Source organism: Aciditerrimonas ferrireducens, from assembly GCF_023130475.1.
Taxonomy (GTDB): domain Bacteria; phylum Actinomycetota; class Acidimicrobiia; order Acidimicrobiales; family UBA8190; genus Aciditerrimonas; species Aciditerrimonas ferrireducens.
Genome location: NZ_JAKHEX010000001.1, coordinates 313706 through 329298, shown reverse-complemented (window position 1 = coordinate 329298; position 15593 = coordinate 313706). Strand labels below are relative to the sequence as shown.

Genomic DNA, 15593 nt, shown 5'->3' with positions numbered 1-15593 from the left:
CCGGGACCTCGCGGTGCGAACCCGGAGCGGAACACGACCATTGCTCCGGGCCGGCCAGGGGCCGCCTCGGCTCAGGACCACGGCGAGGACGGCCACTGGGCGGGCACGGCGTGGCCCGCGGGGCCTGGCGGGGGTCCGTGGGCCGCTGGCCCCAGCCGCCCACCCAGCCGCCGGAGGTCGGCCAGCGCCTGGGCCAAGGAGCGGACCCCCAGGACCCGAAGACCCCGGTGCGCCACCGCCTCGGCCTGGCCGACCTGCGCCGCTGGCACGAGGAAGTAGCGGGCACCGGCCCGCTCGACCGCCACGGTCTTCTGGGGCAGGCCCCCGATCTCCCCCACGGCACCGTTGGGGTCGATGGTGCCGGTCACCGCCACCACCTGCCCGCCGGTCAGGTCGCCGCCAGCCAAGCGGTCCAGGATGCCGAGGGTGAAGGCCAGACCGGCCGAGGGTCCCCCGATGCCGTCGCTGGCAAGGACCAGGCGCCGGGGGAGCTGATAGAGGGGCTGGGTGCCCATGCCGTCTGCGGCCGGTCCGGTGTCGTAGGGCACCCCGAGGAGCGGTTCGACCCGGCCGTCGACGCGTTGGCGACCCAGTCGGAGCCGGATCGGGCGGAGCCGAGTGGGGTGGGCCACGGTGCCGACCTCCAGGACGACCGTCGCCGACCGCCAGATGGGCGTAGGCCGGGGTGCCGGGCACCAAGGCGAAGAGGACCACGCCGACGTCGCGTTCGGGCACCGGCAGGCCCAGTTGCCGCAGGGCCACCGCCTCGGCGGTCAGCTGGGCCTCGGCCATGTCGACCTGGCCCTCGGCGACCAGCTCGCTGCTCGGCAAGCCCCCGGTCAAGGCGCTGGCCGGCACCACCTGGGTGGTGGAGCTCAGCTGGTCCCAGAACCAGGACAGGGCGGTGACCGGCTCGACGCCCACGTCGGTGAGCAGGAGCTGGCCCTGGACCCGGGCAGCTTGGCCACCGGGCACCGAAATGAGGCCGGTCACCGGCTGCGCGACCCCCGGGACGAGGGCGTAGTCCCCCAGCTGGATCCGGCTGGCCACTGCGCCGGCCAGCACGACGAGCACCAGGGCCACGACGAGGACCACGAGCCAGCGCGAGGCGCGTCGCCGCTGCCGGTGGCGGGCCCGCCCGCGGGTCGGGCTCACTAGCCTCGAGGGGGTGGTCATCGGTGGCTGAGGACGCGGGGGCACCGCAGGGGGCTGGGCCCGATGGAACTGGCGGCGACCCGCCTGCCGCCTCGTCGGCCAGCCTCAGCGCACCGGCCCGTCGGCGGGTCGCCGTGCTGGCCGGCCACCGCGGTGACGAGGCCGAGGCCCGACGCCTGCTCGAGGACGAGGACCCGACGGTGCGCGCCGCGGCCCTCGGGGCCCTGGGCCGCCTGGGTCGCCTGGATCCCTCGGCCCTCGGCCGGGCCCTCCAGGACGCCGACCCGCTGGTGCGACGACGGGCCTGCCGCCTGGCCTGGCAGGCCGGGGGCGCCGAACGGCGGATCCAGCGGGACCTGATCGTCTCCCTGGTGGCCTGCCTGGGCGACCCCGACCCCCTGGTCGGGGAGGAAGCGGCCTGGGCCCTCGGCGAATTGATCGGCCAGCCCCCCGAGGACGACTGGCACAACCCCGCTGCGGACCCTCCCCCTGCCCTGCGCAGCGACGTGGTCACGGCGCTCGTGGTCGTCGCCCGGGACCCGAGCGACCCCCGCCGCCAGGAGACGGCCGTGGCCGCCCTGGGGGCCATCGGGGACCCCGAGGGCCTGCCGGCGGTCCTCGAAGCACTCGGCGGCCGGCCGCCCTTGCGCCGACGGGCGGCGGTCGCCCTGGCCGGGTTCGACGATCCGGTGGTCGAGGAGGCGCTGCGCCGCTGCCTGGAGGACCGGGACTGGCAGGTGCGGGAGGTGGCCGAGGAGCTGCTCGGCCTGGGGCCGGGCGAACGTCCAGGGGGCGACCTCTCCGAGTCGCCGGGCGGAGGGCCGACTCACTCGTCCTCGAGGAACAGCCCCCGGGCGGCGTCCAACGTGTCCAAGCACCGACCGGCCCCCAGCACGACGCACTCCAGGGGGGCGTCGACCACGTGGACCGGCACGGCGGTGGCGTCGGCCAACCGGCCGGCCAAGCCCTTCAGCAGCGAACCGCCCCCGAGGAGGTAGATGCCCTGCACGATGATGTCCTGGGCGAGCTCGGGGGGGGCGTCGCCCAGGCAGTTGACCGCGGCCTCCACGATCTGGCGGACCTGGTCCTCGAGGGCCTCACGGACATCCGCGGGATCCAGGACGATCGTCTTGGGCATGCCGGTCATGAGCTCCCGCCCCCGCACCTCGGCCTTGGCCTCGCCGTCGTAGGGCGCGGCCGAGCCGATGGCGATCTTGATCTCCTCGGCCGTCCGCTCCCCCACCGCCAGGCCGTACTCCCGCCGGATCCAGCCCTGCACGGCGGCGTCCAGGTCGAACCCCCCGAGGCGGATGGCCCGCGAAGAGACGACGCCGCCCAAGCAGATCACTGCCGCCTCGGAGGTTCCGCCCCCGATGTCGACCACCATGTTGCCGACCGGCTCCTCGATGGCCAGGCCGGCCCCGATGGCCGCGGCCATGGGCTGGTCGATGAGGAAGACGGTCGAGGCCCCGGCCCGCCGCGCCGCCTCCCGGACCGCCCGGCGCTCGACGGAGGTGATGGCCGAGGGCACACAGACCAGGACCCGCGCCCGGCTCAGGCGCGAAACGCCGGCCCGCTCCAAGACGAGGCGAATGAGGCGCTCGGTGATGTCGAAGTCGGTGATGGCCCCCTGCCGAAGCGGCCGCACCGCCACCACGTAGCCGGGGGTCCGGCCGATCATCTGCCAGGCCTGGTGGCCCACCGCCAAGGCCTCGTTCGACCGGGTGTTCAGGGCGATGACCGTCGGCTCGTTGAAGACGATGCCCTTGCCCCGGACGAAGACGAGGGTGTTGGCCGTTCCGAGGTCGATGGCGATGTCCTTGGCCACGGGCGACGTCCTCCCCGGTCGCGGCGTCTGGTCCTCGTGGGGGCTCGGCCCCGGTCCGGGCCATGCTAGGACCTCGCTCGGTCGTCGTCACCCCCCGTCGCCATCCAGGGGCGACCGCCGCCGCGCCACCCCCGCCAGTATCCTTCGACCGATGGCCAGCGGCGATCCGTTCACCGACGGTGAGCTGCCGGAGGACCAGGGCGATGACGAGCCCCTGCGGGGGTGGTTGCCTCCCGAGGACCGGCTCTGGCGGCACCCCTCGGAGCTCGCCAACCAGGCCAGCCCCGAGCGGCGAAGCCAGGAGGGCCTGGACCCCTCGGAGCTGCCACCCCTCGACGAGACCCTGGCCGAGCTCGCCGCCGCCAACGACCCGGGCCCGGGCGACCACCCCCTGCTCGGCACCCGGCTCTTCGACGCAGGACGCCCCGGAACGGGCCGGCTGGGGGCAGGCCGAGCGGGGGCCGGCCGAGCGGGGGCCGGCCGAGCGGGGCCTGTCCGCTTGGGCCCCGGCGCTCGGACGGTCACGGCCCTGGTCGCCCTCGTCGCGCTGTTAGCCCTGGTCAGCGCGACCGGGTTGCGGGTCCACGGGTCCGGGCAGCCCGAAGCCACCTTGGTGGCGACCCCGGCCCGGCTGACCACCGACACGACCGTGGCTCCCGCGCCGCAGGTCTCGGCCACCTTGGCGGGGATCCAGCGGTCCCTGGTCGGCGTCCTCGTCGACGAGCACGGGCACCGGGAGATGCTGACCGGCGTGGTGATCGGCCGAGGGCACCTGGTGCTGACCGCAGCACCGGGCCTTCTCGTCGGGCATGGGAACGCCGACCTGAAGGTGTCGGTGCTGGACGAGGCCGGCCGGCTGCTGCCGGCCACCGTGCTCGGGGTCGACCCCACCTCGGGCGTGGCCGCCCTGGCCGTCAAGAAATCCCTGGTCCCCGCCCGGTTGACGAACCGGCGCCTGAGCCCTGGCACCTTGACCATGACCACCTGCCTCTGCCAGCGGCAAGGCGACACGGTGGCGCCGGTCGTGGCTGTCGGCCGGGTCGAGGCGGTGGGCGTCCGGGCCCCCGACGGGCACGGCACCTTGCTCGACGCCCTGGAGACCGACGCCATGCCGAGCCACGGGGCTCCTCTCGGAGGGGTCCTCGTGGACGGGACCGGGGCGGTCGCCGGGGTCCTGGCCGGCCAGACCACCAGCCGGGGCGAGCTGGTCGACGTCTTCGTGCCCGCCCACTTGGCGGCTGGGGTGGCCGAGGAGCTCGCCGCCCACCACGCAGTGACCCACGGCTGGCTGGGCGTCATGGGCACGAGCCTGCCCGGCGGTTGTGGCGCCCTGGTGACCGGCGTGGTGTCCGGCATGCCGGCGTCGACCGTCCTGGCGGCCGGGGACGTCATCGAGGCGGTCGACGGTCGCTCGGTCTGCGACTGGCCCGAGCTCCAGGCCAGCCTCTACGTCCAGCCGGCGGGCCAGCTCGTGACCCTCGAGGTGCGGGACGGGACAGCCGAAGAGACCTACACCGTGGCCTTGAGCGGCTCACCCGGCTGAACCATCGGCCCGCACGCCGTCTTCCGCCCCCCGATCGGGCGGTGCCCGGGGTTCGGCGCCGGTCGGGCCCAGGGTCGCGGGCAGCCAGCCGCCCTGCTGCGAGCCGCTCGATGGGCGCTGGCGCCTAGCATGCCGAGGGTGGAGCTCCCCCATCTCCCTGGCGGCCCAGGAAGCGGGTCCGGTGGCGGCTTCTTCGAGCAGTTCCTCGCCGACCTGCTGCGCATGATGGGGAGCGGCGGGCCGGGGGGCCCAGCTCGGCTGGAGACCGCCAAGGCCATGGCCCGCCAGGTCGCCGCCGAGGACGACGAACCCAACGTCGACCCGGCCGAGCGCATGGCCCTCGAGGCCTTGCTGCCGGTCGCCGAGCTGCACGTGGCCGAGCTGACCGGTCTCGCCGTGGCCGACGGCCGGGTGACGCTGGAGGTCGTGCCCCCCGGGGAATGGGCAGCACGAACGGTCGAGGACTGGGCTTTCCTGCTGGAGGTCGAACCACCCCCGCCTCGTCTCGGGCCCCCCGGGAGCGAGGAGCTCGACGAGCAGATGGCAGCCCTCCAAGGATTCGTCAGCCAGGCCCTGGCGACCATGGGCCCCCTGTTGGCCGCCATGCAGCTCGGGTCGGCGGTCGGGCACCTGGCCCGGGTGGCCCTCGGCCAGTACGAGCTGCCGGTGCCCCGACCGTCGAGACGGGCCGACCGGCTGCTGCTGTGCCCCCGGGCGCTGGCCCGCTTCGCCGGCGACTGGTCCCTGCCCGCAGAGGACGTCCGGCTCTGGGTCCTCCTGCGTGACCTGGCGGTCCACGCCGCCCTGCGCCGGCCCGCGGTGGCGGAACGGTTCCGGGAGCTGCTCCGGCAGGTGACCCTGGCCACTGCCATCGACCAAGGCAGGCTCTTCGAGCGCCTCCAGGACGTCGATCTCTCCGACCCTGCCTCCTTGGGTCAACTCTTCGCCGACCCCACCCAGCTGCTCGGGGCCGCCGAGGTGTCGCCCGCCCGCCAGCAGGCCGTGGAGGAGCTCGCCGCAGCCACCTCGGCCCTCGCCGGCTACGTCGAGTGGGTCCTCGATCGGGCCGCCGAGCGACTGCTCGGTGGGCGCCTGGCCCTGGCCGAGGCCTGGCGGCGCCGCCAGGTCGAGCGAGACGACGCCGAGCGGGCCGCCGAGGAGCTCCTCGGCCTGGACCTGGGGCCGCAGCGGGTCGACCGGGGCAGCGAGTTCGTCCGAGGCGTCGTCGAACGGGCCGGTGAGCAGGCCGTCGCCTGGCTCTGGCGCTCCGGGGCCACCGTGCCCACCCCGGCCGAGCTCGACGCCCCGGGCCTCTGGTTGGAGCGGGTCCGCTTGGCCGGCGAGCTGCCCCCGGGAGCCACGCCGGAAGGGACCGGGCCAGAAGGAGCCACGCCGCCGGAGGGCGACGGGCCGGAGGGGACCGGGCCGAGGGACCCCGAGCGCTGAGCGCAACACCGCCAGCGGCCAAGGACGCCCGGCTGCGGAACCCTGGCCCGCGCCGACCGGTTCAGGCCGGGGCCTGGGCCTCCTCCTCCGGGATCCCCAGGTCCCAGGTGACCTCGATCCGCTCCCGTTCGGCGTCCCGCATCACCCGCTCCCGGTTTCGCTTGTACTGGGGGTCGTGGGGCGGCAGGAGGGTCAGCCGGGCCAGCGTCCGGTCCCGGAAGGCCTCGAGGAGCCCCTCGGGTCCCTCCTCGAGCTGGACCTCCCAGTGGGGGGCCACTGGGCCCAGGTAACGAGCCGTGGAGGCTGTGGAGTCCCTGAGAACTTCGCCCAAACCCTTTTGACCGGACAAATGGGCTGGTACGATAGGAGGGGTCCACCGACGACCCGTTGGAGGGTGCCATGGACACCGAGTGGATGCGCCAAGGACGATGCCGGGACATGGACCCGGCGATCTTCTTCCCGAACGACGGGGTCGGCGTGCAGGTGGCGCAGAAGATCTGCGCCGAATGCCCGGTGAAGGAACCGTGCCTGGAGTACGCGCTGGTCAACCGGGTGGACCACGGGGTCTGGGGCGGGGCCTCGGAACGGGAGCGTCGCCGGCTCCTGCGCAAACGGCGGCTCGCCGAGAGCAGCACCGTTTCCCCGCACTGAGCCCGGCCGCCTCGTCGGGTGCCGTGCCGACCGGGGCTGCGCGGGCCAATGCCGGCTTGCTCTGCCCGGTCAACCTGAGCGAGGGTCGAGACCCGGCCGTGCTGGGGGCCCTCGTGGCCGCCGTCGAAGCGGCCGTCGGGCCGGTCGTCTTGGACCTGCACCGGGACCCCGATCACCACCGGGCGGTGGTCACCCTCGGAGCCCTGGACCCCGAGCGGGTGCTCCGAGCTGCCGAGGCCCTGACCGAAGCCGCGCTGGCCCGCCTGGACCTTCGGCACCACGAGGGCGTCCACCCCCGCCTCGGGGTCGTCGACGTCGTGCCCTTCGTCCCCTTGGACGCTGCTGGCTCCCCAGCGGGCCCCGACAGCGACCTCCAGGCTGCGCTCGTGGCCCGGGAGCGGTTCTGCCGGTTCGTCGCCGATCAGCTGGGGGTGCCCTGCTTCCGCTACGGCCCCGAACGCAGCCTGCCCGAGGTGCGCCGGAGGGCCTTCGCCGAGCTTGCCCCTGACCTCGGCCCGAGCCGGCCCCACCCAAGCGCCGGGGCCGTGGCCGTCGGGGCCCGCCCCGCCCTCGTGGCCTACAACCTCTGGCTCGACCGGCCCGATCTCCCCGCCGCCCGCCGCATCGCCGCCGCCCTGCGGGGACCCGACGTCCGGGCCCTGGGCCTCCCCGTCGGCGGTGTCGCCCAGGTGTCCTGCAACCTCGTGGCCCCGACCCGCACCGGACCCGCCGTCGTCGCCGACCGGGTCGCCGAACTGGCCCAAGCCGAGGGCTGCCACGTGGCCCGGGCCGAACTGGTCGGCCTGGCTCCCCAGGCAGTGGTGACCGCGGTGCCCGCCGAGCGCCGAGCGGCCCTCGACCTGGACCTGGAGCGCACCGTCGAAGCCCGCCTGGCGGCGACGCTGCCCCAGGGGCGGGCCAACGACGAAGCGGGACGACCCGGGCGAGACGTCGAGACCGGCTAGGAGACCAGGGCGGTGCGCTGCTGGGCGCTCAGGACCCGCTGCCGGCGCAGCCGCCGGCGTTCCCGCTCCGAGAGCCCGCCCCAGATCCCGAACTTCTCGCCGTTCGCCAGGGCGTACTCCAGGCACTCCTCCCGGACGACGCAACCACGGCAGACCGCCTTGGCCTCCCGGGTGGACGCCCCCCGCTCCGGGAAGAAGAGGTCGGGATCCACCCCCATGCAGTTCGCCCGGTGCTGCCAGGCACGATCCTGGCGGTCGATCAGCAGCGTCACGACGTCCACCGCACCGCCTCCCCTCGCCACGTCGTGGCATCGGTGGAATTACACTGCTGTCATCCTGACCGATCGCGAGACGGCAGGCAGGCGGTTTTCCCACTTTTTTCGCCGGTCTCACCACGTATCGTGAAATCGCGCCGCCCGGTAAGGACCGAGCGTCGTGGTGTCGCTGCGCTCAGGCTCCCCGGAGCCGGCGGGCGCGGCGGTGGTGCTCGAGGAAGTCGACGAGGACGTAGTCGCCGAGGTCCTCGGGGGTGGTGTAGAAGGCCCGGCCACCGTTCAGCCGGGTCATCTGGTCCACGAAACCCCGCAGGCCCCGGGACGCGTCGAGCATGAAGGTGTTGATGCGGATGCTCGCCCGGGTGCAGCGCACCACCTCGGCCAAGGTGGCCCGGACGGTCTCGGGCACCGGGGGGTAGTTGAAGAAGACCTCGTAGCCGTCCCCGCTGGCTTCCGGCACCAAGTGGGCAGTGGGCTCGCCGTCGGTGATCATGATGACCTGCCGGCTCCCGGGCCGATGGGCCAGCATGCGGCGGGCCAGTAGCAGACCGTGCTGCATGTTGGTGCCGTAGACGAAGTCCCAGGAGACCGTCGGCAGGTCCTCGGGCCGAAGCTCCCGGGCCACCTCGGAGAAGCCCACCAGGCCGAGGAAGTCCCGGGGGAAGCGGGTGCTGATGAGGGTGTGGAGCGCCAAGGCCACCTTCTTGGCTGCGAGGAAGTTGTCCCGCATCGGCATGGACAGCGAGAGGTCGACCAGCAAGACGGTGGAGGTCCGCTCCAGCGCCTCAGTCTCGGCCACCTCGAAGTCCTCGGGGGCCAGCCGCACCGGCGTCCCGGGCCCCCGGCGCCGCAGGGCGTTGCGGAGGGTCCGCTCGATGTCCAGGTTCAAGGGATCGCCGTAGGCGTAGGGGCGGGTCTGGCCCTCCCGGTCGTGCCCCTGACCCAGTCGGGCCGCCGGGTGGCTGCCCAGGCGAGAAGCCTCCAGCCGCTGGAAGAGCTCGCCGAGGGCCCGCTGGCCGATCCGCCGGACCCCGGCTGCGGTCAGCTCGTAGCGGCCCTCCCGCTGGGCGATGAGGCCGGCCTCCTCGAGCCGCCGAGCCAGGGCGGCCAGGCGATCGAGGGACCGGGCAGCGTCCTCGCCGAGGTGCCGCGCCACCTGCTCGAGGTCGACCTCGGCCAGGGCACCGGGGGCGGTCGCCCCCCGGAGGAACTGCTCGAGCTGGTCCAGCTCGCCGAGCCGGCGGGCCGCCTCGGCCGCCTCGGCCAGCCCGAGGGGATCCTGGCCCCGGAAGCGGTAGGACCGGCCCCACCCGGCGTCGGGCAGGGCCTCGCGGAGGTTGGCGGCCAGGCGGTCGAGCTGCCAGGCCAGGTCCAGGTCCTCGAAGAGGGCCTCGGCCAGGGCCTCGAGCTGGGCCCGCTGCTCGGGCGAGAGGGAGGCCAGGGCGGCCTGGGCCGCGGCCAGCTGGGCGGCCAGGTCGGCGAGCAGCTCGTCAAGGTTCGTCGGCTGGCTGGGGAACAGGTCCCCGAAGCGCTCCATGAAGGCCTCGAAGCTCGGGTCCAGCTCCTCGCCCCGGGCCCGCTGCTCCAGCATGCGGTTCAGGGCGTCGAGCATCTCGCGCGTCCGCTGCAGGGCCGCCGGGTCCGGGTTGGCCAGGGCCTGGCTGATCTCCTGGAACCAGCTCTGGGCCAGCTCCTGGCGGAGCCGCTCGGCGAGCTCCTCGAAGCGGCGCTGGGCCTCGGCGGAGGTGAACTCGTACTGCTGGAGGCCCCGGAACCGGCCGGCCAGGTCGTCCGGGAGCAGGTCGAGGGCCAGCTGGCGCTCGGTCAGCGCCGGCAGCGACACCGAGCGCTGGCGCTCGTCGCCGGCGTCGGCCTGGGCCCGCAGCCGCTCCAGCTCGGCCCGCTCCTCGGCCACCACCTCCTCGAGCTGCTCGGCGATCTCCCGGTAGGCGCCGCCGAGGTCCCCTCGGGCCAGTTCGGCCTCCCGGGCGGCCCGCAGGCGCTCGAGCAGCTCCCGGAGCCCGAGGACCCGTTCGCCGTCGGCCCCCTCGAAGCCCTCCAGCAGCCGCCGACGCAGGGCCGTCTGGGGGTCGCCGTGGTAGAGCAGCTCGTCGGCCAGGCTGGCGAAGAGCTCGTCGGCCTCCTCGAGCGGCGAGCGCTGGCTGCCGTCCCAACGCCGGTAGGCCCAGCGCCGGCTCGGGCGGCCCCGAGCCTCGGGGTCCGGGATCATCCCCGCCCCCGGAACACCGCCCTGCCCCCCGCCTCGTCCTTGTTCAGCCGCTTGCCCAGGTGCAGGCCCTCCAGGACCAGCTCCACCGCCGCCGCCAGCTCGGCTGGGTCCTCCTCCCCTCCGGCCAGCTGGGCCACCGGGCCCCGAAGGGCGGGCACGGCCGCCAGGACCTCGCGGTAGGCCTCGGCCGGCAGGTCGTCGCCCACGTGGACCACCCGGCCCTCCCCGAAGGCCGCCACCACCTGACCCAGCCCCGACTGGTCGACCCGGCGCCGGAAGACCTCGCTCACCGCCTGGGCCAGGGCCGCCTGCCAGATCCGGTCCTCCCGGCCCTCCTCGAGGGCCTCGATCTCCAGCTTGCCCTGCGACGAGGCCTGGAGGGCCACCAGGTCGCTCACCCGAGGCACGGCCTGGGGCTCCCCGAGCCGCAAGGCCCGCCGCAGCGCGTTCGCCGCCAGGGTCTCGTAGTTGGCGATGCTCAGGCGCACCGAGACCCCCGAGCGCTGGTTCACCTGGGGGCTGCGTCGCAGCACCTGGGAGAGCTCGGCCACGATCTCGGCCATGTAGGGCGGCACCAGCACCCGCGGCCCCCCCGGCAGGGCCTCGGGGACCTGGGCCTCCTGGCGAACGATGGCCAGCTCGGTGTCGACGTCGGGGGGGTAGTGCGTCCGGACCTGGGCCCCGAAACGGTCCTTCAGCGGGGTGATGATCCGCCCCCGGTTCGTGTAGTCCTCGGGGTTGGCCGTGGCCACCAGCACGACGTCCAGGGGCAGCCGCAGGGTGAAGCCCCGGATCTGGACGTCCCGCTCCTCGAGGACGTTCAGCAGGCCGACCTGGATCCGCTCGGCCAAATCCGGCAGCTCGTTCACGGCGAAGATGCCCCGGTTCGACCGGGGGACCAGGCCGAAGTGGATGGTCCGCTCGTCGGCCAGGTAGCGGCCCTCGGCGACCCTGATGGGATCCACTTCACCGATGAGGTCGGCCACCGAGGTGTCCGGGGTGGCCAGCTTCTCGGCGAAGCGCAGGGAGCGGTGGACCCACTCCAGGGGCGTGGCGTCGCCCTCCTCGGCCACCCGGTCCCGGGCAAACCGGGAGACTGGCCGCAGCGGGTCGTCCCGGAGCTCCGAGCCGGCCACGACCGGCAGCCACTCGTCGAGCAGCCCGACCAAGGAGCGGACGATCCTCGTCTTCGCCTGGCCCCGCTCGCCCAGCAGGATGATGTCGTGGCCGGCCAGCACGGCGTTCTCCAGCTGGGGCAGGACGGTGTCCTCGAAGCCCAGGACGCCCTCCACCAGGGGCTGGCCGGCGGCGATCCGTGCGGCGGCGTTCCGCCGGAGCTCCTCGTGGACCGGTTCGCTCCGCCAGCCCGAGGCCCGCAGGTCCCCGAGGGTCCGGGGGAGGTCGGGCGGCGGGTCCGGCGGCAGCTCGACCAGTGCCATACCCGCAGCCTACGCCCCGAGGCCCCCTCTGGTGCCGCCCACCACGCCCCGTCCTGCCGTTTCGCCAGCTCCCGACCACTGGTGGAACAATGACCCGACGGTGAACCCCGTCGTGATCCCCCGGCCCGCCGGGGCCCGGCTCGGCAACCCGGTGCTGCGGCGTCGGCGCGCCCGGCCGAGGCCAGGCGGGACCGAGGGGACGAGGAGGAGGTCCGAGCGAGCGTGAGCACCATCGAGGACGTCAAACCGGTCCCCGTCACCCTGGGCGGGGTCCGCGGCGGCCCGGAGCGCCGAACCCTGCGGCGGGACCGCTGGTGGGCCAGCCCGGCGTTCACCTACGCCGTGCTCACCCTCTTCGTCGCCTACACCGCCTGGGCGGTCTTCCAGAACGCCGACTACTACGTCGGCGTCAACATGCACCGGGACCTCATCTCCCCCCTTTACTCGCCCTGCATCATGGGCAGCTGCGTCCCCGGCGCCCACGGGACCTTCCTGGTCCTGCACTGGTGGACCATCACCCCGGCCATCTTCGCCCTGAGCGTCCCCGCCGCCTTCCGGTCCACCTGCTACTACTACCGCAAGGCCTACTACCGCTCCTTCTGGCAGGCCCCGCCGGCCTGCGGGGTGGCCGACGGGCACGCCCGCTACACCGGCGAGACCCGCTTCCCCCTCATCCTCCAGAACCTCCACCGCTACGCCTGGGGCCTGGCCCTGGTCTGGAACGTCATCTTGACCATCGACGCCGTCATGGCCTTCCGCATGCCCGGCGACGGCGGCATCGGGGTGAGCGTCGGCAGCCTGATCCTGACGGTGAACGCCATCGCCCTGTGGCTCTACTCCCTCTCCTGCCACGCCTGCCGCCACCTCTGCGGCGGCCACGTCGACCAGTTCTCGAAGGCCCCCATCCGCCACCGGCTCTGGAAACTGGTCACCCCCCTGAACGGCAGGCACATGCAGTTCGCCTGGTTCAGCCTCTTCATGGTGGTCCTCGCCGACGTCTACGTCCGCATCGTGGCCGCCGGCTGGATCCACGACCCCAAGCTCTTCTGATGCCCCTTTCCCCGGACGCGCAAGGAGCCCGACCGTGAGCACGACCATCGACCTGGCCGGGGGCGAGACCCTGGAGCTGCACGACTTCGACGTGGTGGTGATCGGCGCCGGCGGCGCCGGGCTGCGGGCCGCGGTCGAGGCCAAGCAGCGGGGCCTGCGCACCGCCCTCGTCTGCAAGTCCCTCCTGGGCAAGGCCCACACGGTCATGGCCGAGGGCGGGGCCGCCGCCGCCATGGGCAACGTCTGGCCGGAGGACAACTGGCAGGTCCACTTCCGGGACACCATGCGGGGCGGCAAGATGCTCAACAACTGGCGCATGGCCCAGCTCCACGCCCAGGAGTCCCCGGACCGGATCTACGAGCTGGAGCGCTGGGGGGCCCTCTTCGACCGGACCAAGGACGGCCGGATCCTCCAGCGGGACTTCGGCGGCCACCGCTACGCCCGCCTCGCCCACGTCGGCGACCGGACCGGCCTCGAGCTCATCCGCACCCTCCAGCAGCGGGCAGTGGCCCTCGGTCTGGAGGTCTTCATGGAGTGCAAGGTCCTCCGCCTCCTCAAGGACTCCACCGGCCAGGTCTCGGCCGCCGTCGGCTACTGGCGGCCGACCGGCGGGTTCGTGGCCTTCACCGCCAAGGCCTTCGTGCTGGCCACCGGCGGGGTCGGCAAGGCCTGGAAGTACACCTCGAACTCCTGGGAGTCCACCGGGGACGGCCACGCCATGGCCCTGTGGGCCGGCGCCGACATGATCGACATGGAGTGCGTCCAGTTCCACCCCACCGGCATGGTCTGGCCCCTGTCGGTCCGGGGCATCCTGGTCACCGAGGGCGTCCGGGGCGACGGCGGGGTGCTGCGGAACAGCGAGGGCCGGCGGTTCATGTTCGACTACATCCCGGCCATGTTCGCCGCCGAGACCGCCGACACCGAGGCCGAGGCCGACCGCTGGTACGACGACCACATCAACAACCGGCGGCCCCCGGAGCTGCTCCCCCGGGACGAGGTGGCCCGGTCCATCAACGCCGAGGTCAAGGCCGGCCGCGGCAGCCCCCACGGCGGGGTCTTCCTCGACATCGCCAGCCGGCGCTCGGCCGACTACATCCGCCGGCGCCTCCCCTCCATGTACCACCAGTTCAAGGAGCTGGCCGGGGTCGACATCACCCAGGAGCCCATGGAGGTCGGCCCGACCTGCCACTACATCATGGGCGGGGTCCGGGTCGACGCCGACACCGCCGCGACGACGGTTCCCGGGCTCTTCGCCGCCGGGGAAGTCGCCGGGGGCATGCACGGCTCCAACCGCCTGGGCGGCAACTCCCTCTCGGACCTCTTGGTCTTCGGTCGCCGCGCCGGCATGGCGGCCGCCGACTTCGCCGAGGGCCGAGTCGGCCAGCCAGGCTTCGACGAGGCCGAGGCCCGCCAGGTGGTAGCCGACGCGCTGGCCCCCTTCAGCCGGGAGGACGGCGAGAACCCCTACGAGGTCCACCACGCCCTGCAGGAGACCATGCAGAGCCTGGTCGGCATCATCCGCACCGAGTCCGAGCTCCGCCAGGCCCTCGACGAGCTCGCCACCTTGGAGGAGCGGGCCAGCCACGTGGCCGTCCGCGGCGGCCGGGCCTACAACCCGGGCTGGAACCTGGCCACCGACCTGCCCTCCATGCTGGCCGTCTCCCAGCTCGTCACCCGTGGGGCCATCGAGCGCCGAGAGAGCCGAGGCGGCCACACCCGGGACGACTATCCGAAGGCCGACCCCGAGCTCGGCAAGGTCAACATGGTCCAGCGGCTCGACGAGCGGGGCCAGTGGGTCCTGACCCCCGAGCCCCTGCCCCAGATGCCCCCCGAGCTGGCAGCCCTCTTCGACGAGGGGGCGTCGACGTCGGCCAACGGGGCAGCAACCGACGGCAAGGCCGGGGCCGCCACGGCCGGCGACGGCCGGGACGGCCAGCCGAGGGAAGGCCAGCAGAGCACCCAGACGACCGAGGAGGGCCGCTGATGGGCGACGTCACCATGCGGATCTGGCGAGGGGACCAGAACGGCGGGCAGTTCGTGGACTACACGGTCCCCGAGGTCGAGGGCGAGGTCGTCTTGGACGTCGTCCACCGCATCCAGGCCGGGCCGGCCCCGGACCTGGCCTGCCGCTGGAACTGCAAGGCCGGCAAGTGCGGGTCCTGCTCGGCGGAGATCAACGGCAAGCCCCGGCTCATGTGCATGACCCGCATGGACCAGCTGCCCACCGAGGAGCCCATCGTCCTTGCGCCCATGCGGACCTTTCCCATCATCCGGGACCTCGTCACCGACGTCTCCTTCAACTACGTCATGGCCCGCCAGCTGCCCCCCCTCAAGCCCCGGGACCCCGAACCCGACGGCACCTACCGCATGCAGCAGGTCGACGTCGAGCGGGGCCAGGAGTTCCGCAAGTGCATCGAGTGCTTCCTCTGCCAGGACGTCTGCCACGTCATCCGGGACCACGAGGAGAACAAGCCCCACTACGCCGGGCCCCGGTTCTTCATCCGCTACATGGAGCTCGAGTCCCATCCCCTGGACACCAACGACCGCCGGGAGCTGCTCCGCCAGCGCATGGGCATCGGCCTGTGCAACATCACCAAGTGCTGCACCGAGGTCTGCCCGGAGGGCATCAAGATCACCGACAACGCCATCATCCCCCTCAAGGAGCGGGTGGTCGACGGGGCCTACGACCCCATCGCCTGGCTCGGCCGCAAGATCCTCCGGCGGACCAAGCGCAGCGCCCGGGAGGTGGCGGCCGACGCCCCGGCGGCCTACGCCCCCACGAGCGAGGACCTGGGCGAGCGCCGGGCCGTGCCCGAGACCGCCGGCCGGGCCTGAGGTCCCGATCCCGGTGGAGCCCCTCCCCCGCCCGGTCCTCGGGCCCGCCTGGCTGGCCGCCGCCAACCAGCGCATGGCCGGGCTGACCCCGCCCCTGCCCGGCCCCGAGGGACCCCTGGCCGCCAGCGACGGGCGCCTCGTGGTCTGCCTCCAGGCCACCGATCCCCCCGCATCCC

14 protein-coding genes and 1 pseudogene are annotated in these 15593 nt (G+C 73.9%); 9 read left to right on the top strand and 6 right to left on the bottom strand.

Features of this window, described 5'->3' with window-relative positions:
* Nucleotides 1-71: 71 nt before the first annotated feature.
* Nucleotides 72-632 carry a S16 family serine protease gene (locus Acit_RS01625; RefSeq protein WP_248105219.1) on the bottom strand — a complete coding sequence of 187 codons (561 nt, stop codon included), beginning with the start codon at nt 630-632 and terminating at the stop codon, nt 72-74.
* Nucleotide 633: 1 nt separating this feature from the next.
* On the opposite strand from Acit_RS01625, the gene Acit_RS01620 reads away from it, so the two are divergent.
* A complete protein-coding gene (locus Acit_RS01620) occupies nt 634-1158 on the top strand; it encodes a hypothetical protein (RefSeq protein WP_248105218.1) in 525 nt (174 codons plus the stop codon).
* 20 nt (nt 1159-1178) lie between these two features.
* Nucleotides 1179-1778, top strand: a pseudogene (locus Acit_RS01615) (HEAT repeat domain-containing protein); the annotation flags it as partial.
* A 203-nt stretch (nt 1779-1981) separates the two neighbouring features.
* On the opposite strand, the gene Acit_RS01610 reads toward Acit_RS01615, so the two are convergent.
* The gene (locus tag Acit_RS01610) at nt 1982-2983 is read right to left on the bottom strand and encodes a rod shape-determining protein (RefSeq protein WP_248105217.1); all 1002 of its coding nucleotides are present in this window, start codon (nt 2981-2983) and stop codon (nt 1982-1984) included.
* A 151-nt stretch (nt 2984-3134) separates the two neighbouring features.
* Between Acit_RS01610 and Acit_RS01605 the strand changes: the two genes are divergently transcribed.
* A complete protein-coding gene (locus Acit_RS01605; protein WP_248105216.1) occupies nt 3135-4526 on the top strand; it encodes a S1C family serine protease in 1392 nt (463 codons plus the stop codon).
* 138 nt (nt 4527-4664) lie between these two features.
* Nucleotides 4665-5972 (top strand): Rv3195/Rv3626c family protein, encoded by a 1308-nt coding sequence (locus Acit_RS01600; protein WP_248105215.1) that lies wholly within the window; start codon nt 4665-4667, stop codon nt 5970-5972.
* Nucleotides 5973-6033: 61 nt separating this feature from the next.
* On the opposite strand, the gene Acit_RS01595 is transcribed toward Acit_RS01600, so the two are convergent.
* Nucleotides 6034-6249, bottom strand: a complete 216-nt coding sequence (locus Acit_RS01595; protein WP_248105214.1) for a hypothetical protein — start codon at nt 6247-6249, stop codon at nt 6034-6036.
* A gap of 122 nt (nt 6250-6371) precedes the next feature.
* Between Acit_RS01595 and Acit_RS01590 the strand changes: the two genes are divergently transcribed.
* A complete protein-coding gene (locus Acit_RS01590) occupies nt 6372-6623 on the top strand; it encodes a WhiB family transcriptional regulator (RefSeq protein ID WP_312709021.1) in 252 nt (83 codons plus the stop codon).
* Nucleotides 6624-6646: 23 nt separating this feature from the next.
* Complete coding sequence (locus tag Acit_RS01585) at nt 6647-7588, top strand: hypothetical protein (RefSeq protein WP_248105212.1); 942 nt, start codon at nt 6647-6649, stop codon at nt 7586-7588.
* Here the strand turns inward: Acit_RS01585 and Acit_RS01580 are convergent.
* The 3 genes from Acit_RS01580 to Acit_RS01570 all read right to left on the bottom strand — a co-directional run bounded on the left by Acit_RS01580 (nt 7585) and on the right by Acit_RS01570 (nt 11532).
* A complete protein-coding gene (locus Acit_RS01580) occupies nt 7585-7869 on the bottom strand; it encodes a WhiB family transcriptional regulator (protein ID WP_312709018.1) in 285 nt (94 codons plus the stop codon). The two genes, Acit_RS01585 and Acit_RS01580, sit on opposite strands and share 4 nt — an antisense overlap.
* 169 nt (nt 7870-8038) lie before the next feature.
* Nucleotides 8039-10093, bottom strand: coding sequence for a vWA domain-containing protein (locus Acit_RS01575; RefSeq protein ID WP_248105211.1), 2055 nt, complete (start codon nt 10091-10093; stop codon nt 8039-8041).
* The gene (locus Acit_RS01570) at nt 10090-11532 is read right to left on the bottom strand and encodes a sigma 54-interacting transcriptional regulator (RefSeq protein WP_248105210.1); all 1443 of its coding nucleotides are present in this window, start codon (nt 11530-11532) and stop codon (nt 10090-10092) included. Before Acit_RS01570 ends, Acit_RS01575 begins: the two co-directional genes overlap by 4 nt.
* Nucleotides 11533-11754: 222 nt before the next feature.
* Between Acit_RS01570 and sdhC the strand changes: the two genes are divergently transcribed.
* The 3 genes from sdhC to Acit_RS01555 are packed head-to-tail and all read left to right on the top strand — an operon-like array spanning nt 11755 to nt 15417.
* Nucleotides 11755-12582, top strand: coding sequence for a succinate dehydrogenase subunit SdhC (gene sdhC, locus Acit_RS01565; RefSeq protein WP_248105209.1), 828 nt, complete (start codon nt 11755-11757; stop codon nt 12580-12582).
* Nucleotides 12583-12616: 34 nt separating this feature from the next.
* Nucleotides 12617-14566 carry a fumarate reductase/succinate dehydrogenase flavoprotein subunit gene (locus tag Acit_RS01560; RefSeq protein WP_248105208.1) on the top strand — a complete coding sequence of 650 codons (1950 nt, stop codon included), beginning with the start codon at nt 12617-12619 and terminating at the stop codon, nt 14564-14566.
* Nucleotides 14566-15417, top strand: coding sequence for a succinate dehydrogenase/fumarate reductase iron-sulfur subunit (locus Acit_RS01555; RefSeq protein ID WP_248105207.1), 852 nt, complete (start codon nt 14566-14568; stop codon nt 15415-15417). Before Acit_RS01560 ends, Acit_RS01555 begins: the two co-directional genes overlap by 1 nt.
* Nucleotides 15418-15593: the final 176 nt, after the last annotated feature.